At 39.9% G+C, this 22,996-nt stretch carries 24 protein-coding genes and 1 tRNA gene; 22 read left to right on the top strand and 3 right to left on the bottom strand.

All coding sequences use genetic code 11. The features are described 5' to 3' along the window. Positions 1-23: 23 nt before the first annotated feature. Both L0P31_RS06695 and L0P31_RS06690 read left to right on the top strand, forming a co-directional pair. A complete protein-coding gene (locus L0P31_RS06695; RefSeq protein ID WP_000323581.1) occupies positions 24-710 on the top strand; it encodes a response regulator transcription factor in 687 nt (228 codons plus the stop codon). Then, a complete protein-coding gene (locus tag L0P31_RS06690; protein ID WP_049515998.1) occupies positions 680-1,768 on the top strand; it encodes a sensor histidine kinase in 1,089 nt (362 codons plus the stop codon). Before L0P31_RS06695 ends, L0P31_RS06690 begins: the two co-directional genes overlap by 31 nt. A gap of 176 nt (positions 1,769-1,944) precedes the next feature. Here L0P31_RS06690 and yidC read toward each other — a convergent pair whose 3' ends face one another. Together yidC and L0P31_RS06680 are read right to left on the bottom strand one after the other, a co-directional pair. After that, on the bottom strand, positions 1,945-2,871 hold the full coding sequence (yidC, locus tag L0P31_RS06685) for a membrane protein insertase YidC (RefSeq protein ID WP_049499184.1): 927 nt from the start codon (positions 2,869-2,871) through the stop codon (positions 1,945-1,947). A 77-nt stretch (positions 2,872-2,948) separates the two neighbouring features. Then, complete coding sequence (locus tag L0P31_RS06680; RefSeq protein WP_001174612.1) at positions 2,949-3,227, bottom strand: acylphosphatase; 279 nt, start codon at positions 3,225-3,227, stop codon at positions 2,949-2,951. 33 nt (positions 3,228-3,260) lie between these two features. Here L0P31_RS06680 and L0P31_RS06675 point away from each other — a divergent pair, with 33 nt between their 5' ends. The 11 genes from L0P31_RS06675 (at position 3,261) to L0P31_RS06625 (ending at position 12,181) form a co-directional block, all read left to right on the top strand. Further along, positions 3,261-4,001, top strand: coding sequence for a TrmH family RNA methyltransferase (locus L0P31_RS06675; RefSeq protein WP_049499185.1), 741 nt, complete (start codon positions 3,261-3,263; stop codon positions 3,999-4,001). Between the two features lie 54 nt (positions 4,002-4,055). Continuing rightward, positions 4,056-4,739, top strand: coding sequence for a Bax inhibitor-1/YccA family protein (locus tag L0P31_RS06670; protein WP_042750024.1), 684 nt, complete (start codon positions 4,056-4,058; stop codon positions 4,737-4,739). A gap of 110 nt (positions 4,740-4,849) precedes the next feature. Then, on the top strand, positions 4,850-5,842 hold the full coding sequence (gene asnA / locus L0P31_RS06665) for an aspartate--ammonia ligase (RefSeq protein WP_000748003.1): 993 nt from the start codon (positions 4,850-4,852) through the stop codon (positions 5,840-5,842). A gap of 64 nt (positions 5,843-5,906) precedes the next feature. After that, positions 5,907-6,446, top strand: a complete 540-nt coding sequence (rsmD, locus tag L0P31_RS06660; protein WP_049492813.1) for a 16S rRNA (guanine(966)-N(2))-methyltransferase RsmD — start codon at positions 5,907-5,909, stop codon at positions 6,444-6,446. Then, on the top strand, positions 6,436-6,924 hold the full coding sequence (gene coaD, locus L0P31_RS06655) for a pantetheine-phosphate adenylyltransferase (protein WP_049492816.1): 489 nt from the start codon (positions 6,436-6,438) through the stop codon (positions 6,922-6,924). The genes rsmD and coaD overlap by 11 nt, the downstream gene beginning before the upstream one ends. After that, a complete protein-coding gene (locus tag L0P31_RS06650) occupies positions 6,908-7,945 on the top strand; it encodes a SepM family pheromone-processing serine protease (protein WP_049492818.1) in 1,038 nt (345 codons plus the stop codon). Before coaD ends, L0P31_RS06650 begins: the two co-directional genes overlap by 17 nt. Positions 7,946-8,001: 56 nt before the next feature. After that, on the top strand, positions 8,002-8,232 hold the full coding sequence (locus tag L0P31_RS06645; RefSeq protein WP_000250398.1) for a DUF1146 family protein: 231 nt from the start codon (positions 8,002-8,004) through the stop codon (positions 8,230-8,232). A gap of 23 nt (positions 8,233-8,255) precedes the next feature. Further along, a complete protein-coding gene (gene murA / locus L0P31_RS06640; RefSeq protein ID WP_238096247.1) occupies positions 8,256-9,539 on the top strand; it encodes a UDP-N-acetylglucosamine 1-carboxyvinyltransferase in 1,284 nt (427 codons plus the stop codon). Then, positions 9,532-9,720, top strand: a complete 189-nt coding sequence (locus L0P31_RS06635) for a DNA-directed RNA polymerase subunit beta (RefSeq protein WP_004241151.1) — start codon at positions 9,532-9,534, stop codon at positions 9,718-9,720. The genes murA and L0P31_RS06635 overlap by 8 nt, the downstream gene beginning before the upstream one ends. A 38-nt stretch (positions 9,721-9,758) precedes the next feature. After that, on the top strand, positions 9,759-10,583 hold the full coding sequence (gene endA / locus L0P31_RS06630; protein ID WP_023947085.1) for a DNA-entry nuclease EndA: 825 nt from the start codon (positions 9,759-9,761) through the stop codon (positions 10,581-10,583). Positions 10,584-10,849: 266 nt separating this feature from the next. Beyond that, a complete protein-coding gene (locus L0P31_RS06625) occupies positions 10,850-12,181 on the top strand; it encodes a hemolysin family protein (RefSeq protein WP_000390033.1) in 1,332 nt (443 codons plus the stop codon). Between the two features lie 198 nt (positions 12,182-12,379). Here the strand turns inward: L0P31_RS06625 and L0P31_RS06620 are convergent. Next, a tRNA-Cys gene (locus L0P31_RS06620) sits at positions 12,380-12,450 on the bottom strand. A gap of 161 nt (positions 12,451-12,611) precedes the next feature. On the opposite strand from L0P31_RS06620, the gene L0P31_RS06615 reads away from it, so the two are divergent. The 9 genes from L0P31_RS06615 to L0P31_RS06575 all read left to right on the top strand — a co-directional run bounded on the left by L0P31_RS06615 (position 12,612) and on the right by L0P31_RS06575 (position 22,827). Further along, complete coding sequence (locus tag L0P31_RS06615) at positions 12,612-14,600, top strand: peptide ABC transporter substrate-binding protein (protein ID WP_049486662.1); 1,989 nt, start codon at positions 12,612-12,614, stop codon at positions 14,598-14,600. Positions 14,601-14,666: 66 nt separating this feature from the next. Further along, positions 14,667-16,163, top strand: coding sequence for an ABC transporter permease (locus L0P31_RS06610; protein ID WP_049543732.1), 1,497 nt, complete (start codon positions 14,667-14,669; stop codon positions 16,161-16,163). Next, positions 16,163-17,089, top strand: a complete 927-nt coding sequence (gene oppC / locus L0P31_RS06605; RefSeq protein ID WP_049486660.1) for an oligopeptide ABC transporter permease OppC — start codon at positions 16,163-16,165, stop codon at positions 17,087-17,089. Before L0P31_RS06610 ends, oppC begins: the two co-directional genes overlap by 1 nt. A gap of 8 nt (positions 17,090-17,097) precedes the next feature. Further along, positions 17,098-18,165, top strand: a complete 1,068-nt coding sequence (locus L0P31_RS06600; protein WP_042900320.1) for an ABC transporter ATP-binding protein — start codon at positions 17,098-17,100, stop codon at positions 18,163-18,165. A 10-nt stretch (positions 18,166-18,175) separates the two neighbouring features. After that, a complete protein-coding gene (locus L0P31_RS06595) occupies positions 18,176-19,102 on the top strand; it encodes an ATP-binding cassette domain-containing protein (RefSeq protein ID WP_001291284.1) in 927 nt (308 codons plus the stop codon). Positions 19,103-19,554: 452 nt separating this feature from the next. After that, positions 19,555-20,532, top strand: coding sequence for an ABC transporter substrate-binding protein (locus L0P31_RS06590; RefSeq protein ID WP_000869834.1), 978 nt, complete (start codon positions 19,555-19,557; stop codon positions 20,530-20,532). A gap of 11 nt (positions 20,533-20,543) precedes the next feature. Beyond that, positions 20,544-21,437, top strand: a complete 894-nt coding sequence (locus L0P31_RS06585; protein ID WP_000011439.1) for an ABC transporter permease — start codon at positions 20,544-20,546, stop codon at positions 21,435-21,437. Between the two features lie 12 nt (positions 21,438-21,449). After that, positions 21,450-22,253, top strand: coding sequence for an ABC transporter ATP-binding protein (locus tag L0P31_RS06580; RefSeq protein ID WP_024057379.1), 804 nt, complete (start codon positions 21,450-21,452; stop codon positions 22,251-22,253). Positions 22,254-22,578: 325 nt separating this feature from the next. Next, positions 22,579-22,827 (top strand): YneF family protein, encoded by a 249-nt coding sequence (locus L0P31_RS06575; protein WP_000364990.1) that lies wholly within the window; start codon positions 22,579-22,581, stop codon positions 22,825-22,827. Positions 22,828-22,996 lie beyond the last annotated feature (169 nt).

The raw sequence follows: 22,996 nt of genomic DNA, 5'->3' as shown, positions 1-22,996 counted from the left end.
TAATATATTCAGGAGGGTGAGTTATGGCTTATAAAATTTTGGTTGTAGATGATGATCTTGCTATTCTTCGCCTAATAAAAAAAGTACTAGAATATGAAAAATATGAAGTAGTCATACGAAATAAGATAGAAGAGATTGATCTTTGTGATTTTACAGGATTTGACTTGATTTTATTAGATATTATGATGCCTGTTAGTGGTTTAGAAATCTGTCAGATGATTCGCGAGCAGATAACTGTTCCTATCTGTTTTATAACTGCTAAGGATATGGATGAAGATTTAGTAGCTGGAATTAATGCAGGTGCTGATGATTATATTATGAAGCCCTTTAGTATGCAAGAATTGTTAGCACGTGTTAAAATGCACTTACGTCGTGAAGAACGGATTAAAGGAAATGTTCATCAAATAAAGATTGGGAAGCTTATACTATATACGGATAGTAAGGAACTATTTGTAAACGATGATAAGATTGCTCTGACAAGGAGGGAATTTGACATAGTGAATCTTTTGGCAAGCAACCCAAGTAAAATATATTCTATTGAGGAAATTTATAATTATCTATATCCACAAAGTTCAGAAGCGCTCTTACGTTCGGTTTCAGAGTACATTTATCAAATTCGTCAAAAGTTGAAACCTTATCAATTAAATCCAATTAAAACCTTATACGGTGGAGGATATCAATGGGTAGAATCAAAAGTTTTAGACAATTAATTCGAGAAACCTGTTGGAGAATTATTTGGCAGTTTAGTCTTGGCTTACTAATGGCCTATCTTATTCCCTTAGCTTCAGTATCTATACAAATAAATGAAGATGGGAAAACTTTAAACAATAGTGGTGTTCTATCAATCTTTTTTAATGTGTCATCATGGATATATATTTGTGTTTTATTGATTGTTCTAATAAGTTATCACATTGGAAAATTGTTGAAAAAACTGAGTTATGAAATGACTTTGATTTATGAAAATAGTATGTGGTTGAAGAAGGAATGTACAGAAAGTTTAACGGTTAAAGAATTTCGCGAGACAGGAAATCGGATTATTGTGATGCAAGATAGAATTCGACAATTAATAGTTAATGAGAAACAGCAGAAGGAAGATTTGATGTTTCAGGTTTCAGCAGCTTCTCATGATTTAAAAACTCCCTTAACCATTATTAGGGGAAATGTGGAATTTTTGCAGACGATAACTGAAAACGACCAATCTCAAGAATGCTTAGCAGATATAGAAAGAGCTAGTCAACAGTTACTAGATTATTTCAATCAATTGATTCACTATTCTAAAACCTATTATGATGATGAGACAGGTTGGACGGAGTATTCCTCTTCAGATTTTATCAATGAATTAGAGAAAGAAGTCTCTTTTTTGATAAAAAATCAGATGAAGTTTTCTTTTGAACAAAATGTGAAAGGAACTGAAAACTATTATATAAATCAATCTCTTCTGATTCGTGCCATACAAAATATTTTAACAAATGCTTTGGAATACGCTGATAAACAGAATCCTAAAATTAAAATTAGAGTAGAGCAAGAGGGGAAGGAATTGAAAATAGGTATATGGAATAATGGTTCGGAATTTCCAGAGGAAGTTTTAACTAATTTTGGAAAGCTCTTTTATCGTATGGATAAAGCTAGATCGTATAAAGAGCAACATTATGGTATTGGACTAAGTTTTGTATGTAGAGTTGCAAAACTACACAAAGGCCGAGTTGAGCTTAGAAATAGAGACGAGGGAGCAGAAGTTTTAATAACTGTGAATTGTATTAAATCATAGTGATTTACTTGTTAATTTATGATTGAATAGTTTTTATATGTGAGCTTTTAAACTATTTAACTTTTTCGACTAGTATAAGATGTAACGGTAGATAATAAAAACGAATGATGATATCTAGTTGATGAAAACTATTTATCATTCATTCGTTTTTTAATTATTGGATAATTTACGTAGCTTTATCTCGAACGTTGTTTTCCAGCGTTGCGATTTTTGTGTTTTTTCTTGCTTGTGATAGCAGTTGGTTGTTCAGGAGTAACGTCTTTTCGTCCACTTGGTGTTGAGAAAGAACGTGCTTTTGGTGGGTTCTTGGCTAGTTCTTCACGGACTTTTTTGCGAAGTTTTGGACGAACGATATAGTTGACGATAAACTGTTGGAGAATCATCATGAAACCACCAACAACCCAGTAAAGTGTGACACTGGCTGGTGAGAAGAGGGAGAAGACGACGATCATGAGTGGGCTCATGTAAATCATTTTCTTGATCTGTTCTCTTTGCATTTCATCTTCTACTCCGTGAAGTGAAAGGAGCGATTGAAGATAGTAAAGGACACCTGCGCAGGCAACCAAAATCATACTTGGAGAACCTAGAGGAATTCCTAGGTAGCTTGCTTGAGCAACACCTTCAGTATGTTGGGCAGCAAAGTAGATAGCTGAGAAGAAAGGCATTTGAAGGAGGATAGGGAAACATCCTACACCACCAAACATGCTGATGCCGTGCTCTTTTTGAGCTGCAAAGAGAGCTTGTTGGGCTTCGAGTTTTTCTTCTTGAGTAGTTGCTTCTTTGAGACGTGTTTGGTGTGGCTCAAGGACGTGCTTGAGGGCGTTCATCTTTTCAGAGTGAAGCGTTGCCTTCCATGATTGGTAGATACCAAGTGGCAAGATAATCAAGCGCACGATAATGGTTACGATAATGATAGCGACACCAAAGCCTAGCCCTTTATCAGTAGCGAAGTACTTGATAGCTTCTCCCATCGGGGCACCCAAGAAATCCCAAACGGGACCAATTGGCTTACCTGTTGCTTTATCAATCTGAACGCAACCTGCCAAAACTAGCAACATAGCCACTCCCATAGCTGAGAGTGCAAAACGTTTAATAGATTTCACTGTTTTTATTCCTTCTTTAAAAATTATACCTTTCTATTCTACTGTTTTTTTACAAAATATACAATAGTTCTAGAGACCTAATTTGCGATTTTAAAGTCAGGGTAGGGAGGAAAGTTGCTTAGTTTGACATCTAAGTAGCTGACTTTTGAAAAAGGTGTGGGTCCTTTGCGGATTTCTTGGATAAATTTTGCCATGATAGCAGATGAGTCTGCTTGGGCTAAGATTTCCACTGTGCCATCGTCGTTATTCCATACCCGACCTGTGATGCCACCAATTTCAAGCGCCAAGCTGTAAACACCCCAACGAAAGCCGACTCCCTGTACCCTACCTTGGGCAATCATTCTAACCTTTTGCATACCAAACCCCTTTGATTGTGTTATAATATTTCTATGACTATTATAACCTCAAAAGCCAATTCTGTGGTAAAAAATGCCAAGAAATTACACCAAAAAAAATACCGCAAGTCTGCCTATTTGATTGAAGGCTGGCACTTGTTTGAAGAAGCTGTCCAAGCTGGAGTGACGATTGAGAAAATCTTTGCCTTAGAAAATTACCGAGATCAGTTAGCCTCGTTTCCGCAAACTGTCTGGGTTTCAGAGGATATTTTGCTAGATTTGGCGGATTCTCAGACTCCACAGGGCATTGTTGCCGTGGTTCAAAAAGAAGAAGTAGGGCAAGCTGACTTTAGTCAGGGTAAGTTCTTGTTTTTGGAAGATGTGCAAGATCCTGGTAATGTAGGAACCATTATTCGGACTGCGGATGCAGCAGGTTTTACTGGAGTGATTGTTTCAGATAAGTCGGCAGATATCTACAGTCTCAAGACCCTACGTTCTATGCAAGGCAGTCATTTTCATCTGCCTATTTACCAGATGTCGAGTCAAGCACTTCTTAAGGAAACCAAAGAGGCAGCTATCCCAGTGCTAGCAACAACCTTATCTAAAGTTTCTGTTGATTACAGAGAACTGCCTCCTATAGAAAATTTTGTACTAGTCATGGGAAATGAGGGGCAAGGAATTAGTTCCCTTATGGCTGAAAGTGCAGACCAGTTGGTCCACATTAGTATGAAGGGGCAGGCGGAGAGTCTCAATGTTGCCGTTGCAGCTGGTATTTTAATTTTCCATTTAAGCTAATTTTAACTTTCTTTGTTATAATCAAGGAAAGATGTTCATAGAAAAGGAGAAAAGATGAATCACACTATTATTCACGACCGCGCAGGTCTCAATCAATTTTATGCTAAGGTTTATGCCTTTGTTGGTCTGGGGATCGGACTATCCGCTTTAGTATCAGGTCTTATGTTGACCGTCTTTCAGTCTCAGTTGGTTTACTTTTTGATGCAGGGACGTCTCTGGTTGACCATTGCAACCTTAGCAGAGCTAGCTCTGGTCTTTGTTGCCAGCAGTATGGCTTCGAAGAATAGTCCAGCGGCTCTTCCAGTATTTTTACTTTACTCAGTATTAAACGGCTTTACCCTCAGTTTTGTGGTGGCCTTCTATACTCCAGGTACAGTTTTATCTGCCTTTGTATCAAGCGCCCTTCTCTTCTTTGTTATGGCGGCAGTCGGTATGTTCACCAAGAAAGATTTGAGTGGCCTTGGTCGGGCTATGATGGCGGCTCTTATCGGTTTGTTGATTGCTATGGTAGTCAATATTTTCTTGGCTAGCGGTTTCTTTGATTATATGATTAGCGTAGCCATGGTCTTGGTCTTCTCTGGTCTGATTGCTTGGGACAACCAAAGAATTCGCTATGCATATGAGCAATCACAAGGTCGTGTAGAGACAGGTTGGGTTGTGTCAATGGCTCTAAGTATCTATCTTGATTTTATCAATCTTTTCCTAAGTATTCTACGTATCTTCGGTCGCAATGACTAAAGGTCCCTAACATCAGTGTTCGAAGGAGCACTGATTTTTTTATATTTGGTCTTTTCTTTTCTTGGAAATAGGTGTATAATGCTTTTAATTAATTTTTTGAGGAGTAGTTTATGAAGAAAAGTTTTATTCACCAACAAGAAGAAATTTCCTTTGTCAAAAACACTTTTACCCAGTATTTAAAAGACAAACTAGAAGTTGTCGAAGTTCAAGGTCCTATCTTGAGTAGGGTCGGTGACGGGATGCAGGACAACTTATCAGGTGTGGAGAATGCCGTATCGGTCAAGGTTCTCCAAATCCCTGATGCTACTTATGAAGTGGTGCACTCCCTTGCCAAATGGAAACGCCACACTTTGGCTCGTTTTGGTTTCGGTGAAGGTGAAGGTCTTTTCGTCCACATGAAGGCCCTTCGTCCAGACGAAGATTCGCTTGATGCGACCCACTCTGTTTATGTTGACCAGTGGGACTGGGAGAAAGTTATCCCAAATGGTAAACGTAATATCGCTTATCTAAAAGAAACAGTTGAGAAGATTTACAAGGCTATTCGTCTTACTGAGCTAGCTGTTGAAGCCCGCTATGACATCGAATCAATCTTGCCAAAACAAATCACTTTTATCCACACAGAAGAGTTGGTAGAACGCTACCCAGATTTGACACCAAAAGAGCGTGAAAATGCTATTTGTAAAGAATTTGGAGCAGTATTCTTGATCGGTATCGGTGGTGAATTACCAGACGGTAAACCGCACGATGGACGTGCACCAGACTACGATGACTGGACAAGTGAGTCTGAAAATGGTTACAAGGGTCTAAATGGTGATATTCTTGTTTGGAATGAGTCTCTGGGGGGAGCCTTTGAGTTGTCTTCTATGGGAATCCGTGTAGATGAAGAAACGCTTCGTCGTCAGGTTGCCATTACAGGTGATGAAGACCGCTTGGAATTGGAATGGCACAAGGCTTTGTTGAATGGTCTATTCCCATTGACAATCGGTGGAGGAATTGGACAATCTCGGATGGCCATGTTCCTACTTCGCAAGAAACACATCGGAGAAGTGCAAACAAGTGTTTGGCCTCAAGAAGTCCGCGATACTTACGAAAATATTTTGTAGAGAATCGAACCGCAAGGTTCGGTTTTCTTTCTCTTTTCGCCCATAATTTGGTATAATAAACGGTATGAAAATCGTATCAGGAATCTATGGGGGACGTCCCCTCAAGACACTAGAAGGAAAGACGACAAGACCTACTTCGGATAAGGTTAGGGGAGCTATTTTTAACATGATTGGTCCCTACTTTGAAGGTGGACGAGTCTTGGACCTTTATGCAGGTAGTGGTGGTTTATCTATCGAGGCAGTATCGCGTGGCATGGCCAGTGCTGTTTTGGTGGAGAGAGATCGTAAAGCTCAGGCTATCGTGGCTGAAAATATTCAGATGACCAAGGAAGTTGGAAAATTTCAACTCCTCAAGATGGATGCAGAAAGGGCATTGGAACAGGTATCTGGCGAATTCGACCTCATTTTCTTAGACCCTCCTTACGCCAAGGAACAAATCGTAGCAGATATTGAAAAAATGGCTGAGAGAGCGCTTTTTTCTGAAGATGTCATGGTCGTGTGTGAGACGGATAAAGCCGTTGAGCTTCCAGAAGAAATTGCCTGCCTGGGTATCTGGAAGGAAAAAATTTATGGAATTAGTAAGGTGACAGTATATGTCAGATAAGATTGGCTTATTCACAGGCTCATTTGATCCGATGACAAATGGGCATCTGGATATGATTGAACGGGCGAGCAGACTTTTTGATAAGCTCTATGTCGGTATTTTTTTTAATCCCCACAAACAAGGATTTTTCCCTCTTGAAAATCGTAAACGGGGGTTAGAAAAGGCTGTGAAACATTTGGGAAATGTTAAAGTTGTGTCTTCTCATGATGAATTGGTAGTTGATGTCGCAAAAAGACTGGGGGCAACTTGCCTAGTGCGGGGTTTGAGGAATGCAGCGGATTTGCAATATGAAGCCAGTTTTGATTACTACAACCATCAGCTGTCTCCTGATATAGAGACAATTTATTTACATAGCCGACCTGAACATCTCTATCTCAGTTCATCCGGTATTAGAGAGCTATTGAAGTTTGGTCAGGATGTTGCCTGCTATGTTCCTGAGAGTATTTTGGAGGAAATAAGAAATGAAAAAAAAGATTAGATGGCCCTTATATGTCATTGCGGCCTTGATTGTGACTTTCTTGGCATTTGTAGTGCCCTTGCCCTATTATATAGAGGTTCCAGGTGGTTCGGAAGATATTCGCCAAGTCCTTAAAGTCAATGACACAGAAGATAAGGAAGCTGGTGCCTATCAATTCGTTACGGTTGGTGTCCAGCACGCTACTTTAGCCCATATGATTTATGCTTGGTTGACGCCTTTTACAGATATTCGTAGTGCCCAGGAGACTACAGGTGGTTCTTCCGATGTTGAATTTATGCGGATCAATCAATTCTACATGCAGACATCGCAGAATATGGCTAAGTATCAAGGGCTAAAAACAGCTGGTAAGGATATTGAACTAAAATATCTTGGGGTTTATGTTTTGACTGTGACGGATAATTCGACCTTTAAAGGGATTCTCAACATCTCTGATACGGTCACAGCAGTCAATGATCAGACATTCGACAGTTCCAAAGACTTGATTGATTACGTCAATTCTCAAAAACTAGGGGACTCCGTCAAGGTGACCTATGAAGAGGATGGGCAAACCAAGTCTGCAGAAGGTAAGATTATTACCTTGGAAAATGGCAAAAATGGAATTGGAATTGGCTTGATTGACCGTACAGAAGTGACCAGTGATGTCCCAATTCGCTTTTCAACAGCCGGTATCGGCGGACCAAGTGCTGGTCTCATGTTTAGTCTGGCCATCTATACCCAGATATCTGACCCTGGCCTTCGAAATGGCCGTATCGTTGCCGGTACAGGAACCATTGACCGCGATGGGAATGTGGGGGACATTGGAGGTATTGATAAGAAAGTTGTAGCTTCGGCTAGAGAAGGTGCTGCTATTTTCTTTGCTCCAGATAACCCTGTTAGCGAAGAAGAACAAAAAGCACATCCTGATGCGAAAAACAACTACCAAACAGCCCTAGAAGCAGCTAAAACAATCAAGACAGATATGAAAATCGTGCCAGTTAAAACCCTACAAGATGCAATTGATTACTTGAAAAACAATCCCTAGTTTTAAGTTAAGTTTCCAAACTAGCGCACAAACAGAGAAGATGGTATAATAGTCAAATGGTTCAATTATTATTCACTCTAAGCAGTCACATGCTCTTTATTTATGTGAGTTTTTACCTTTTAAAGAATCTTGTTAGATGGGAAAAGGTTTTAAAAGTGACAGCTGAGAATACAGGAAAAGTTCGTTTACTAGTAGCCTTTTTTAGCATTGTAATGGGCTACATCATGAGTTCTTTCTTTATCAGCCTATATCAGTTGTGGCAAGAAGCGTTTAGAGGATTATTATAAAATCAAGAGTAAAGGAAATAAGTATGGAAAAAATTGTGGTTCAAGGTGGCGATAATCGTCTGGTAGGAAGTGTTACGATCGAAGGAGCAAAGAATGCAGTCTTACCCTTGTTGGCAGCGACAATTCTAGCAAGTGAAGGAAAGACTGTTTTGCAGAACGTTCCTATCTTGTCAGATGTTTTCACTATGAATCAGGTGGTTCGTGGTTTAAATGCCAAGGTGGATTTTAATGAAGAAGATCATCTTGTTGAGGTGGACGCGACTGGCGATATCACTGAGGAAGCTCCTTACAAATATGTCAGCAAGATGCGCGCATCTATCGTTGTCTTGGGGCCAATCCTTGCCCGTGTAGGCCATGCCAAGGTATCCATGCCAGGTGGTTGTACGATTGGTAGCCGTCCTATTGATCTTCATTTGAAAGGTCTAGAAGCTATGGGGGCTAAGATTAGTCAGACAGCTGGGTACATCGAAGCCAAGGCTGATCGCTTACATGGAGCTCATATCTATATGGATTTCCCAAGTGTTGGTGCTACGCAGAACTTGATGATGGCAGCGACGCTGGCTGATGGGGTCACAGTGATTGAAAATGCTGCGCGTGAGCCTGAGATTGTGGACCTAGCCATTCTCCTCAATGAAATGGGAGCTAAGGTTAAGGGTGCTGGTACAGAGACCATTACCATTACCGGTGTTGAGAAACTTCATGGTACGACTCACAATGTAGTCCAAGACCGTATCGAAGCAGGAACTTTTATGGTAGCTGCTGCCATGACTGGTGGTGATGTCTTGATTCGAGACGCTGTCTGGGAGCATAACCGTCCCTTGATTGCCAAATTGCTTGAAATGGGAGTGGAAGTGACAGAGGAGGCTGAAGGAATTCGAGTTCGCTCTCAACTAGAAAATTTAAAAGCTGTTCATGTGAAAACCTTGCCCCACCCAGGATTTCCAACAGATATGCAGGCCCAATTTACAGCCTTGATGACCGTTGCAAAAGGGGAATCAACTATGGTGGAGACAGTTTTCGAAAATCGTTTCCAACATCTAGAAGAAATGCGTCGCATGGGCTTGCACTCTGAGATTATCCGTGATACAGCTCGTATTGTTGGTGGTCAACCTTTGCAGGGGGCAGAAGTTCTTTCAACTGACCTTCGTGCCAGTGCTGCCTTGATTTTGACAGGTTTGGTGGCACAAGGAAAAACTGTAGTTGGTAAATTGGTTCACTTGGATAGAGGTTACTACCGTTTCCATGAGAAGTTGGCACAGCTAGGTGCTAAGATTCAGCGGATTGAGGCAAGTGATGAAGATGAATAAGAAATCAAGCTACGTAATCAAGCGTTTACTTCTAGTCATTTTGGTACTGTTTTTAGGTGCTCTAGCCCTAGGTATCGGCTTAATGGTAGGTTATGGAATCTTGGGCAAGGGTCAAGATCCATGGGCTATCCTGTCTCCAGCAAAATGGCAGGAATTGATTCATAAATTTACAGGAAATTAGGCTGGAGAACCAGTCTTTTTCTAGAGATAAGGAGAAAAATGGATAAAAAAACAAGACAGACACTGATCGGACTGCTAGTGTTATTGCTTTTATCTGCGGGAAGCTATTATATCAAGCAGATGCAGTCGACAGCTAATAGTCCTAAAACAAAGGTTAGTCAGAAAAAACAAGCGTCGGAAGCTCCTAGTCAAGAATTGGCAGAAAGTGTCTTAACAGACGCAGTCAAGAGTCAAATAAAAGGGAGTCTGGAGTGGAATGGCTCAGGTGCTTTTATCGTCAATGGTAATAAAACAAATCTAGATGCCAAGGTTTCAAGTAAGCCCTACGCTGATAATAAAACAAAGACAGTGGGAAAGGAAACAGTGCCAACCGTAGCAAATGCCCTCTTGTCTAAGGCTACTCGTCAGTACAAGAATCGTGAAGAAACTGGGAATGGTTCGACTTCATGGACTCCTCCAGGCTGGCATCAGGTTAAGAATCTAAAGGGTACTTATACCCATGCGGTCGATAGAGGTCACTTGTTAGGCTATGCCTTAATCGGTGGCTTGGATGGTTTTGATGCCTCGACAAGCAATCCTAAAAACATTGCTGTTCAAACAGCCTGGGCAAATCAGGCTCAAGCCGAGGATTCGACTGGTCAAAACTACTATGAAAGCATGGTACGTAAGGCCTTGGATAAAAACAAGCGTGTTCGTTACCGTGTAACTCTTTATTATGCTTCAAACGAGGATTTAGTTCCTTCAGCTTCACAGATTGAAGCCAAGTCTTCAGACGGAGAATTGGAATTTAATGTTCTAGTTCCCAATGTTCAAAAAGGGCTTCAACTGGATTACCGAACTGGAGAAGTGACTGTTACTCAGTAAAATACAAAATAAACTCCTATGTCACTTGTGGATATAGGAGTTCTTTCTTACTAGTTTAAGCAGGGCTACAATAGACACTGATACTCAATGAAAATCAAAGTGCAAACTAGGAAGCTAGCCGCAGGTTACTCAAAGCACAGTTTTGAGGTTGCAGATAAAGCTGACGTGGTTTGAAGAGATTTTCGAAGAGTATGGGAAAAATAATATGTACTGGACTATATTTTGTGATATAATAAAGGATAAGATACTATTTTAGGAGAAGAACTATGGAAGACCCAAGTAGTCAGAATTTGTTGCTACAATTTGTTTTATTGTTTATCTTGACGGTGTTAAATGCCTTTTTCTCAGCCACAGAAATGGCCATGGTTTCACTTAACCGTGCGCGGGTTGAACAAAAGGCAGAAGAAGGAGATAGACGCTATATCCGTCTGCTGAAGGTACTAGAAAATCCTAACCACTTTTTATCAACTATTCAAGTAGGAATTACCTTGATTACGATCTTGTCAGGGGCAAGTTTGGCAGAAACTCTGGGACGAGAAATTGCATCTTGGCTTGGAAATGGCGAAACAGCTTATGCTATTGCAAGTTTTCTATCTTTAGCATTTTTGACTTATATTTCTATCGTTTTTGGGGAATTGTATCCTAAGAGAATCGCTCTTAACCTAAAGGACGCTTTAGCGATTCGTACAGCGCCAGTTATTATTGGTCTGGGGAAACTAGTTAGTCCTTTTGTCTGGCTCTTGTCTGCGTCTACCAATCTTTTGAGTCGTTTGACTCCTATGACCTTTGATGATGCTGACGAAAAAATGACCCGTGATGAAATTGAGTACATGCTGACAAATAGTGAAGAAACACTAGATGCTGACGAAATTGAGATGTTACAGGGGATTTTTTCACTGGACGAATTGATGGCCAGAGAAGTCATGGTTCCTCGGACAGATGCTTTCATGGTCGATATTCAGGATGATAGTCAAACCATTATCCAAAGCATTTTAAAACAAAACTTCTCCCGTATACCAGTTTATGATGGGGATAAAGACAATGTGATTGGAATCATTCATACCAAGAGTCTCCTTAAGGCAGGCTTTGTGGACGGTTTTGACAATATTGTTTGGAAGAAAATCTTACAAGATCCACTTTTTGTTCCTGAAACTATTTTTGTGGATGACTTGTTAAAAGAATTGCGCAATACCCAAAGACAAATGGCAATCTTGCTGGATGAATACGGTGGGATGGCTGGTTTGGTGACCCTGGAAGACCTCTTAGAGGAAATCGTTGGGGAAATCGATGACGAAACAGATAAGGCTGAAATCGAAGTTCATAAAATTGGAGAAGATACTTATATCGTTCAAGGCACCATGAATCTCAATGATTTTAATGACTACTTTGATGTTGAACTGGAAAGTGATGATGTTGATACCATCGCTGGTTACTATTTGACAGGAGTGGGGACCATTCCAACGACTGAGAAACTCAGTTATGAATTAGTCAGCCAAAACAAACAGCTTATCCTAACCAATGATAAAGTGAAAAATGGACGTGTTACCAAGGTAAAAGTCCAAATTACCGAAGTTGAAATAGAAGAAGAAACAGAGTAAACTAGAGGCTTTTGTCACCAGGCGTGACGAAGCTTTTTTCAGTTGATTTCAAGAGGGAATTGTGTCCTCGAAAAACTCAGCCCCAACCTAGTCTCAAAAGTTTTTTAAGGTTATACGTATTTATTCGAGGAAAAAAGAAAAAAGCCCTTTAAATTGGGCTTTCTGTTTAAATGAAACCTGAAAAAATCAAGTTATAGAAGGCGGTAGACGGATTTGAACCGACGATCAAGCTTTTGCAGAGCCGTGCCTTACCACTTGGCTATACCGCCTTAACGTTTATTATTATACCTTGAAAATGATTTTCAGTCAATAGCTTTTTCAGATTTTTTGTGTCAATAAGCCTAAATATTCTGAAAATTCGTTTACTTTTCTTGAAATCTATGATATAATTGATGATAACCTATACTTTATTTATAAGAGGAGTAAATAAATGAAAAAAAGTCAAGTGCTTGCTGTAGCGGGAGCTACCTTATTAGCGTCAGGAGTTCTAGCTGCGTGTTCAAACACTAGTTCGAATAATGCTAAACTAGCAAAAGATTACCAATATGTTTATCAAACAGATCCAGAAACCTTGGATTATATCGTCAGCAATATCGATTCAACATCATTCGTCACAACAAATGCTGTAGATGGTTTGTTGGCTAATGATAAATATGGTAACTTGGTTCCTTCTATTGCTGAATCATGGACAGTTTCAAAAGATGGTTTGACTTATACCTATAAAATCCGTAAGGATGCTAAATGGGTTACAGCAGAGGGAGAAGAATACGCTCCTGTAACTGCTAAAGACTTCGTTACTGGTTTGAAACATGCCGTAGATGGAAAATCAAAAGGACTTTCAATCGTTAGCTCTTCTATTAAGGGATTAGAACCCTATATCAAGGGTGAAACAAGCGATTTTTCAACCGTTGGAGTAAAAGCGCTTGATGATCAAACACTAGAATATACCTTGAACCAGCCAGAAACTTTCTGGAATGACAAGACCACTAGTGGTGTTTTGATGCCGGTTAATGAAGAATTCTTAACTTCAAAAGGGGAAGGTTTTGGTGCCCCAACCGATGCTAACTCTATTCTTTATAACGGTCCATTTGTCTTAAAATCTGTAACTCCAAAATCATCTATCGAGATGGCTAAAAATGATGCTTACTGGGACAAAGAAAATGTAAAAATTGAGAACGTTAAGTTCACTTTCTGGGATGGTAAGGACCAAGATGTCATTGCCAAAGGTTTTGCTGATGGTCAATATAGCAAGGCTCGTATCTTCCCTACAAGTTCTACATATGAAAAATATGCAGCTGACTTTAAAGATAACATTTACTTTAATGAACCAGGAGCGGGTGTTGCAACTGTCAGCTTGAACTATGGCCGTACAACCTATAACCACACTGCCAAAACAAGTGATGCCCAAAAGACATCTACTCAGAAAGCATTGCTAAACAAGGAATTCCGTCAAGCCTTGAACTTTGCTGTCGATCGCAATTCTTATTCAGCTCAAACAAATGGTACTGATGGAGCTGCAGTAGCCATCCGTAATACATTTGCACCTTATAATCTTCAAGTTGGTAAGAAAACATTTGGTGAATTGGTACAAGATAGCTTGGCTAAGACAAATTCTTCTACTTGGTCAAACGTGTCTCTAGCAGATTCTCAAAATGGCCTTTACAATGAAGAAAAAGCTAAAGAAATCTTTGCTAAAGCAAAATCAAGCCTACAAGCTGAAGGTGTTGAATTCCCAATCCACTTGGATGCCTTGGTTATCCAAGAATCAACAGCGGTTGTAAACCGTGTTCAATCATTGAAACAATCAATTGAAAAAGTATTGGGTTCAGATAATGTTGTTGTAGACTTACAACAAATGACTCAAGCAGAAGCTTTACCAATTTCATTTAGCGCTCCAACAGCTAAAGAGCAAGACTGGGATATCCATACCTTGCTAGGATGGAACCCTGACTATCAAGATCCTTCTACTTTCTTGGATCAATTCGTCCTTAAGGGAGGAAGCACTCGTCTTTACCTTGGTATTGACCAAAACACAGATGCATCAGTAGTAAGCAAACTTGGTTTAGCTGACTATGGAAAATTACTTGATGACGCAAACAGCGAAAACCAAGATGTTCAAAAACGTTATGAAAAATACGCGGTGGCACAAGCTTGGTTGACTGATAATGCTTTGACAATTCCAGTAATGGCTTCTCCTAAAGAAACAGCCGTTTCATATGTTTCAAAAGTTCTACCATTTAGCTCTTCATATTCAGTAGCCGGCCTTAAAGGTGAAAATTCAGGATACTTGAAGTACACTGAAGTTGGTGAAAAAGCAATCACCAAAGAAGAGTATGAAAAAGCTCGTGAAAAATGGTTGAAAGAAAAGACTGAGTCAAACGAGAAAGCTCAAAAAGAATTGGCAAGTCATGTGAAGTAAATAATTTTCAATAGAACTTTCTCTCCATGAGGAGAAGGTTCTTTTGGGATTTTTAAAGGAAATGATATGAAAAAATATATTTTTATGCGTGTTTTGCGGTCATTGGTTTCTATCTTCTTAGTAACAACCTTGACTTACACGATCATCTATACAATGGTTCCTCGAAAATTGATTTTCAAACAGGATACCAACTATAATAAGATTGCGACAACTGCTGATAAACGTGATAACTATGAGAATACTGTTTATGAGCGTATGGGCTATATCGAGTACTACGATACCAAAGAGTTGCAAGAAAAAGCTAGCCAGATGGATGCTTCTGTAACAGTTGAAGCCAATGACACCAACAAGGCTATCTATGAAAAATACATCAAACAAATCGGTCATGGTTGGACCCTGGGAGAATTTACTGAAAGTGGCCAATTCTACGCTACTCGTGAAATCCCGATTTTTGAACGTGTTTTTCACTTCTATGCTAACTTGATTGACATTGATCATACTAATAAAATTCAAGACCCTGAAAATCCAGACTTGAAACGTTACCTTCGTTTTGAAAATGATCCAGCTATCGGATGGTCCTTGGTTGGTTCAGGAACTAAACACAAATATCTCTTGTACTTCAACAGTCAGTTCCCATTTGTGCATCAAAACTTTGTGAACATTAATTTAGGTGACTCTTATCCAACCTATGCTAATAGCCCTGTTTTACAGGTTATTACTCAGGGTCAAGGGCAAACAAAAACATCTCAAGTTCAGTTCCCAACAGGTAAGAAAACTTCTTCTGTAAATATTTACTCAAGAACCTACAAGTCTCCTAGTCAGGCTGATTCACGTGAAGTAGCTAACTATGGGAAAGATGACCCATATACTGCTACTGAAAGCAACTACCAATATCCTTCTATGATTGCTAGCTCTGCAATCGTTGGATTGATCGGTTTGGTGATTTCTTATGCGATTGCCGTGCCACTTGGTTCAGCTATGGCTCGCTTCAAGAACACTTGGATTGATAGCTTCTCAACAGGGGCTTTGACCTTCTTGATGGCTCTTCCAACCATTGCTTTGGTTTACATTGTTCGTTTGATTGGATCATCAATTGGTCTTCCAGATTCATTCCCTATTTTGGGTGCTGGAGATTGGCGTTCGTATGTTTTACCAGCAGTTATCCTTGGTTTATTGGGTGCTCCTGGTACCGCTATTTGGATTCGTCGTTACATGATTGACTTGCAATCACAGGATTTTGTTCGTTTTGCTCGTGCAAAAGGTTTGTCTGAAAAAGAAATTTCAAACAAACACATCTTTAAAAATGCCATGGTTCCGCTGGTTTCAGGGATTCCTGGTGCTGTTATCGGGGTTATCGGTGGTGCAACCCTTACTGAAACAGTCTTCGCCTTCCCAGGTATGGGTAAAATGTTGATTGACTCTGTAAAAGCATCTAATAACTCTATGGTCGTAGGTCTTGTCTTCATCTTTACATGTATTTCTATCTTCTCACTTCTTTTGGGAGATATTTGGATGACTATTATTGACCCACGTATTAAATTGACTGAGAAAGGAGGCAAATAATGTCTACAATCGATAAAGAAAAATTTCAGTTTGTAAAACGTGACGATTTTGCCTCTGAAGCCATTGATGCGCCAGCTTATTCATACTGGGGTTCAGTGTTTAGACAATTTATGAAGAAGAAATCAACTGTAGTCATGTTGGGAATCTTGGTAGCTATCATTTTGATGAGTTTCATCTACCCAATGTTTTCTAAGTTTGATTTCAATGATGTCAGCAAAGTGAACGATTTTAGTGCTCGTTATATTAAGCCAAATGCTGAGCATTGGTTCGGTACTGACAGTAACGGTAAATCGCTCTTTGACGGTGTTTGGTTCGGAGCTCGTAACTCTATCCTCATTTCTGTGATTGCGACAGTGATTAACTTGGTTATCGGTGTCTTTGTCGGTGGTATTTGGGGAATTTCGAAATCAGTAGACCGTGTGATGATGGAAGTTTATAACGTCATCTCAAACATCCCATCTCTTTTGATTGTCATTGTCTTGACTTACTCAATCGGAGCTGGATTCTGGAATCTGATTTTTGCAATGAGTGTAACAACATGGATTGGGATTGCCTACTCAATTCGTATCCAAATCATGCGTTACCGTGACTTAGAGTACAACCTTGCTTCACGCACACTCGGAACTCCAACATACAAAATTGTCATTAAAAATATCATGCCACAATTGGTATCTGTTATTGTTACGACTACATCACAAATGCTTCCAGCATTTATCTCCTATGAAGCCTTTCTGTCATTCTTTGGACTTGGATTGCCTATTACAGTACCAAGTTTGGGTCGTTTGATTTCGGATTATTCACAAAACGTAACAACTAATGCTTACTTGTTCTGGATTCCATTGACAACTCTTGTCTTGGTATCCTTATCCCTTTTCGTAGTTGGTCAAAACTTAGCGGATGCTAGTGATCCACGTACACATAGATAGGAGTAGAAATGACAAAAGAAAAAAATGTAATTTTGACTGCTCGCGATATTGTCGTGGAATTTGACGTTCGTGACAAAGTATTGACAGCCATTCGCGGCGTTTCCCTTGAACTAGTTGAAGGAGAAGTATTAGCCTTGGTAGGTGAGTCAGGATCAGGGAAATCTGTTTTGACAAAGACTTTCACAGGTATGCTTGAAGAAAATGGTCGCATTGCCCAAGGAAGTATTGACTACCGTGGTCAGGACTTGACAGCCTTGTCTTCTCACAAGGATTGGGAACAAATTCGTGGTGCTAAGATTGCGACTATCTTCCAAGATCCAATGACTAGTTTGGACCCAATTAAAACAATTGGTAGTCAGATTACAGAAGTTATTGTAAAACACCAAGGCAAAACAGCTAAAGAAGCGAAAGAATTGGCCATTGACTACATGAATAAGGTTGGGATTCCAGATGCAGATAGACGTTTTGATGAATACCCATTCCAATATTCTGGAGGGATGCGTCAACGTATCGTTATTGCTATTGCCCTTGCCTGCCGACCTGATGTCTTGATCTGTGATGAGCCAACAACTGCCTTGGATGTAACCATCCAAGCACAGATTATTGATTTGCTAAAATCTTTACAAAACGAGTACCATTTCACAACAATCTTTATCACCCATGACCTTGGTGTGGTAGCAAGTATTGCGGATAAGGTAGCAGTTATGTATGCGGGAGAAATCGTTGAGTATGGAACTGTTGAGGAAGTCTTCTATGACCCTCGCCATCCATATACATGGAGTCTCTTGTCTAGCTTGCCTCAGCTTGCTGATGATAAAGGGGAACTTTACTCAATCCCAGGAACACCTCCGTCACTTTATACTGACCTGAAAGGGGATGCCTTTGCCTTGCGTTCTGACTATGCAATGCAGATTGACTTTGAACAAAAAGCTCCTCAATTCTCAGTATCAGAGACACATTGGGCTAAAACTTGGCTACTTCATGAGGATGCTCCAAAAGTAGAAAAACCAGCTGTGATTGCAAATCTTCACGATAAGATCCGTGATAAAATGGGATTTGCCCATCTGGCTGACTAGGAGGAAGGAAATGTCTGAAAAATTAGTAGAAATCAAAGATTTAGAAATTTCCTTCGGTGAAGGAAGTAAGAAGTTTGTCGCGGTTAAAAATGCTAACTTCTTTATCAACAAGGGAGAAACTTTCTCGCTTGTAGGTGAGTCAGGTAGTGGGAAAACAACTATTGGTCGTGCCATCATCGGTCTTAATGATACAAGTAATGGGGATATCATTTTTGATGGTCAAAAGATTAATGGTAAGAAATCGCGTGAACAAGCTGCAGAATTGATTCGTCGTATCCAGATGATTTTTCAAGATCCTGCCGCAAGTTTGAATGAACGTGCGACTGTTGATTATATTATTTCTGAAGGTCTTTACAATCATCATCTGTTCAAGGATGAAGAAGAACGTAAAGAGAAAGTTAAAAATATTATCCGTGAAGTGGGGCTTCTTGCTGAGCACTTGACTCGTTACCCTCATGAATTCTCAGGTGGTCAACGTCAACGTATCGGTATTGCCCGTGCCTTGGTCATGCAACCAGACTTTGTTATTGCGGATGAGCCCATTTCAGCCTTGGACGTTTCTGTGCGTGCTCAAGTCTTGAACTTGCTCAAAAAATTCCAAAAAGAACTTGGTTTGACCTATCTCTTCATCGCCCATGACTTGTCTGTCGTTCGCTTTATTTCAGATCGTATCGCAGTTATTTACAAGGGTGTTATTGTAGAGGTTGCAGAAACAGAAGAATTGTTTAACAATCCAATTCATCCATATACTCAAGCCTTGCTTTCAGCGGTACCAATCCCAGATCCAATCTTGGAACGTAAGAAGGTCTTGAAGGTTTACGACCCAAGTCAACACGACTATGAGACTGATAAGCCATCTATGGTAGAAATCCGTCCAGGTCACTATGTTTGGGCTAACCAAGCCGAATTAGCGCGTTACCAACAAGGGTTAAACTAATAATGGTTTTATAATTTCCATGTCAACTTTTATGGAAATTATAAACCTTTTTTTGTTGGACTGATTTGAAAGTCTTTGAAAGCATTCTGAAAGAATTTTCGAAAAATTTTAAAAAATTCTGAAATATTCTTGACAGGTGATGAAAAAGGTGGTAAGATAAGAAACATCAAAAAAGAAAGCAGAAAAAGAAATGAATAAGAAACAAGCTGTAACGATGAATCAAAACTTTTACTTTAGCTACTTTAGATAGTGTTTGTAGACATGTCACCATGGATGCAAACAGTTCAAGCAATTTGTTTGTATCTATGTGGCTAAGATTTTTAATTGTGGTCCATATAGATGAATATCTAAATGGACTAGCTAAGTTGTAACTTGTTAGATTATTTCAAGCATCCGTTTAGATAGTATCTAGGCGGTTTTTTGTTTTATCTTTTCTGAGAAGGAGTTTCATTATGAAAGTTGTTCGAAAATTACTAGCACCCCTCTTGGTAGTGGGGATCCTCTTGACCTCTCTGATTAGTTTGCATCAGTTGAAGGCAGATAAGAAAAAAGATGTGTTTCGTATCGGTATTTCGCAGTTTATTACCCACCAGTCCCTAGACGCTACTAGAGAAGGTTTTGTGGATGAGCTGGCCAAGCAAGGCTATATTGAGGGGAAAAATATCGAGATTGATTTGCAAAATGCACAGGGAGAACAAAGAAATCTAAAAACGATTTCCCAGCAACTAGCAGAATCTAGTGATGTCGTTCTAGCTATCGCAACGCCTTCTGCTCAGAGCTTGGCTAATACAACACAAACGACACCGGTTATCTTTTCAGCTGTAACAGACCCTGTCAGTGCCAAGTTGGTAGAGTCAAGAGAGCATCCTGGGGGCAATGTAACTGGAACAAGTGATCAGTCATCAGATGCTATCTCAACCCAAATCAATTTGATAAAGAAAGTGTTGCCAAAAGCTAAAACAATTGGAATCCTCTATACTCAGAGCGAGCCAAACTCAGTTGTCCAAAAGGATGAAGCTAAGCGACTTCTGGAAGAAAAAGGCTTTACCGTTGTTGAAAAAACAATCTTGGACAGTAACAATGTCAAAGCGGCAGCAGAGAGTTTGATGGCAGAAGTGGATATGGTTTTTGTACCAACGGACAATATCATTTCGTCAACCATGGAAACAGTTAAGCAGGTTTCTATTAAACACAAGGTTCCAGTATTCGGTGGCTCAACGGAAATGATTGCGGTTGGTGGTTTGTATAACTACGGTACCAATTATGAAGAATTGGGACGGCAGACAGCCCGCATGTTGATTCGTGTCTTAAAAGGTGAGAAACCAGAAAATATAGCAGTTGAGTTGCCTGAAAAACTGGAATTGCATACCAATCAAGAAATGGCAGATGCACTAGGAATTGATATTAGTAAGTTGGAAAGCAAGGAATAGGGAGGTTTAAGATGAGTTTTGTATTATCTAGTTTATCAGAAGGTTTGTTGTGGTCGATTATGGCCATTGGAGTTTACTTGACTTTCCGTATTTTGGATATTGCGGATATGACTGCTGAAGGAGCCTTTCCTTTGGGGGCAGCTGTCGTTGTATCGCAGATACAGGCAGGGACAAATCCTTGGATTGCGACCTTACTTGCTTTGCTGGCAGGTATGGTAGCTGGTCTTGTATCAGGAATGCTCCACACCAAGATGAAAATCCCAGCTCTCTTGACAGGGATTGTGACCTTGACAGGGCTTTATTCAATCAATATTAAAATCATGGGCAGTGTGCCCAACCTTTCCTTGGGAGATTCTTCAACTGTCTTTAAACAATTGGCGAGCTTGGGGCTGACAAATGAAGAAGCTGTTTTCTCATTCAGTTTGGCCTGTCTCCTACTTGTTTGTTTGGTCTTGACTCTTTTGATGAAAACGGAGATTGGATTGGTCTTGCGTTCGACTGGGGACAATATTCCGATGAGTGAGGCTAATGGGGTCAATGTAGACACCATGAAGATTGTTGGTTACATGATTTCAAATGGTTTGATTGCCCTGTGTGGTTCCTTGTTCGCTCAAAATGATGGATTTTCAGACGTAACCTCTGGGACAGGAACCATCGTTGTTGGTTTGAGTGCAGTTATTATTGCAGAAGTTTTGATACACGACTTGACCATTGGAGGTCGCTTGTTATCTATCGGAATCGGTGCCATTGTTTACCGTTTGATTATTTTAAATATCTATGAAATTCCAAATCTAGATCAAAACCTGGTACGTCTCTTTAATGCAATCTTGCTAGCCTTAGTGTTATTTGCACCAGAACTGCAAAAGAGATTAAAGATTCGTGGTTTGAAACTGAGAAATGAATAGGAGGAGAAAGTTATGGCAAGTTTGTTAACACTTGAAAATATTCACAAAACCTTTGAAGCAGGGACGGTCAATGAGAACCATGTCCTCAAAGGATTAGACTTAGAGGTTGAAGAGGGAGATTTTATCTCTGTGATTGGTGGAAATGGAGCAGGGAAATCCACTTTGATGAATATCTTGGCTGGCAATCTATCGGTGGATGAAGGGGACCTTTTATTGGCAGGCAAATCCATTAAAAATCTTAGTGTAAGAAAGAGAGCCAAGGATATTGCCCGTGTTTTTCAAGATCCTAAGATGGGAACAGCTTCTCGTTTGACGATTGAGGAGAATATGGCTATTGCCTTGAGACGTGGGCAGAAGAGAGGGCTTGGTTGGGGCGTGAAGGAGAAGGAGAGAATCCAGTTCCAAGAGGCCTTGAAAGAGTTGAATATTGGCCTTGAAAATCGCTTGAAAGTGGATACCCAATACCTTTCAGGAGGACAAAGACAGGCCTTGACCCTAGTCATGGCAGCTCTGGTGAAACCTAAACTTTTGCTTTTGGATGAACACACTGCGGCGCTTGATCCGAAAACGAGTCAAATGGTGATGGACTTGACGCAAAAGATTGTGGAACACCATCAGTTGACGACTTTGATGATTACCCACGATATGAACCATGCGATTGAGTACGGCAATCGTATCATTATGCTCTATCAGGGTAAGATAGTGGTGGATGTCAAGGGAGAGGAGAAAAAGCATCTGACGGTTGAAAATCTCATGCATCTCTTCCAGAAAAATAGTGGTCAAAGTCTGGTCAGTGATGAATTGGTTTTGGGATAAAGAAAAAGGCTGAGATCTGGTGTCTCAGTCTTTTATTAGTATAAATGGATAGGCAGAAATATGAAATTAATACTCTTCGAAAATCTCTTCAAACCGTGTCAGCTCTATCTGCAACCTCAAAACAGTGTTTTGAGCAACCTGCGGCTAGCGTCCTAGTTTACTCTTTGATTTTCATTGAGTATAAACTCAGTAAGGAGCCCTCTTTTGCAGAAAAGCAGGGTTCTTTTTGCTATTTATTCCATCCCTGAAAGCGTAAAACAAACTAGTCAGGGTGGCTAGTTTGTGGTATAATGAAAGAGACTCAAAAAGAAACAGGAGAAAAATGATGGATTTACTTTTAGCAATTGTATTGATTGTGCTAGCTTTTCTAGGAGGAGCTCTTGGAGGAATGTACTTGGTTCGTAAGCAAATTGAAAAAGAATTCGCTGACAACCCACGTTTGAATGCTGAAGCAGTTCGTACTCTTTTGAGTGCAAATGGTCAAAAACCAAGCGAAGCTAAGGTACAACAAGTTTACCACCAAATCATCCGCCAACAAAAGGCAGCCCTTGCTAACAATAAAAAGAAAAAATAAATAAGGAAAAGTCTGGGATGAAAGTTCCAGACTTCTCACTATGTTGGCTATGGTTTTAGGGATGAGACTTTTTCCTTGCATTCTATTGATATTTGATTATGATTAAGAGAGATAGTTGTTGATTAGGATGTCATTCAGTTCATAAGGATCAATAATCATAATGAACTAT

This window comes from Streptococcus mitis, assembly GCF_022137125.1.
Taxonomy (GTDB): Bacteria; Bacillota; Bacilli; order Lactobacillales; family Streptococcaceae; genus Streptococcus; species Streptococcus mitis_CE.
Note: the sequence above shows the minus strand (reverse complement) of the source record. Positions and strands in the feature narration are given on the sequence as shown.

Excerpts from the sequence above, each read along its gene's own strand:
- L0P31_RS06680 (WP_001174612.1), bottom strand. The coding sequence starts at position 3,227 with ATGCAAAAGGTTAGAATGATTGCCCAAGGTAGGGTACAGGGAGTCGGC.
- oppC (WP_049486660.1), top strand. The coding sequence starts at position 16,163 with ATGTCTACAATCGATAAAGAAAAATTTCAGTTTGTAAAACGTGACGAT.
- L0P31_RS06675 (WP_049499185.1), top strand. The coding sequence starts at position 3,261 with ATGACTATTATAACCTCAAAAGCCAATTCTGTGGTAAAAAATGCCAAG.
- L0P31_RS06670 (WP_042750024.1), top strand. The coding sequence starts at position 4,056 with ATGAATCACACTATTATTCACGACCGCGCAGGTCTCAATCAATTTTAT.
- rsmD (WP_049492813.1), top strand. The coding sequence starts at position 5,907 with ATGAAAATCGTATCAGGAATCTATGGGGGACGTCCCCTCAAGACACTA.
- asnA (WP_000748003.1), top strand. The coding sequence starts at position 4,850 with ATGAAGAAAAGTTTTATTCACCAACAAGAAGAAATTTCCTTTGTCAAA.
- L0P31_RS06590 (WP_000869834.1), top strand. The coding sequence starts at position 19,555 with ATGAAAGTTGTTCGAAAATTACTAGCACCCCTCTTGGTAGTGGGGATC.
- L0P31_RS06600 (WP_042900320.1), top strand. The coding sequence starts at position 17,098 with ATGACAAAAGAAAAAAATGTAATTTTGACTGCTCGCGATATTGTCGTG.
- L0P31_RS06610 (WP_049543732.1), top strand. The coding sequence starts at position 14,667 with ATGAAAAAATATATTTTTATGCGTGTTTTGCGGTCATTGGTTTCTATC.
- L0P31_RS06615 (WP_049486662.1), top strand. The coding sequence starts at position 12,612 with ATGAAAAAAAGTCAAGTGCTTGCTGTAGCGGGAGCTACCTTATTAGCG.
- murA (WP_238096247.1), top strand. The coding sequence starts at position 8,256 with ATGGAAAAAATTGTGGTTCAAGGTGGCGATAATCGTCTGGTAGGAAGT.
- L0P31_RS06595 (WP_001291284.1), top strand. The coding sequence starts at position 18,176 with ATGTCTGAAAAATTAGTAGAAATCAAAGATTTAGAAATTTCCTTCGGT.
- L0P31_RS06580 (WP_024057379.1), top strand. The coding sequence starts at position 21,450 with ATGGCAAGTTTGTTAACACTTGAAAATATTCACAAAACCTTTGAAGCA.
- L0P31_RS06690 (WP_049515998.1), top strand. The coding sequence starts at position 680 with ATGGGTAGAATCAAAAGTTTTAGACAATTAATTCGAGAAACCTGTTGG.
- L0P31_RS06575 (WP_000364990.1), top strand. The coding sequence starts at position 22,579 with ATGGATTTACTTTTAGCAATTGTATTGATTGTGCTAGCTTTTCTAGGA.
- L0P31_RS06695 (WP_000323581.1), top strand. The coding sequence starts at position 24 with ATGGCTTATAAAATTTTGGTTGTAGATGATGATCTTGCTATTCTTCGC.
- endA (WP_023947085.1), top strand. The coding sequence starts at position 9,759 with ATGGATAAAAAAACAAGACAGACACTGATCGGACTGCTAGTGTTATTG.
- L0P31_RS06645 (WP_000250398.1), top strand. The coding sequence starts at position 8,002 with ATGGTTCAATTATTATTCACTCTAAGCAGTCACATGCTCTTTATTTAT.
- L0P31_RS06650 (WP_049492818.1), top strand. The coding sequence starts at position 6,908 with ATGAAAAAAAAGATTAGATGGCCCTTATATGTCATTGCGGCCTTGATT.
- L0P31_RS06585 (WP_000011439.1), top strand. The coding sequence starts at position 20,544 with ATGAGTTTTGTATTATCTAGTTTATCAGAAGGTTTGTTGTGGTCGATT.
- L0P31_RS06625 (WP_000390033.1), top strand. The coding sequence starts at position 10,850 with ATGGAAGACCCAAGTAGTCAGAATTTGTTGCTACAATTTGTTTTATTG.
- L0P31_RS06635 (WP_004241151.1), top strand. The coding sequence starts at position 9,532 with ATGAATAAGAAATCAAGCTACGTAATCAAGCGTTTACTTCTAGTCATT.
- coaD (WP_049492816.1), top strand. The coding sequence starts at position 6,436 with ATGTCAGATAAGATTGGCTTATTCACAGGCTCATTTGATCCGATGACA.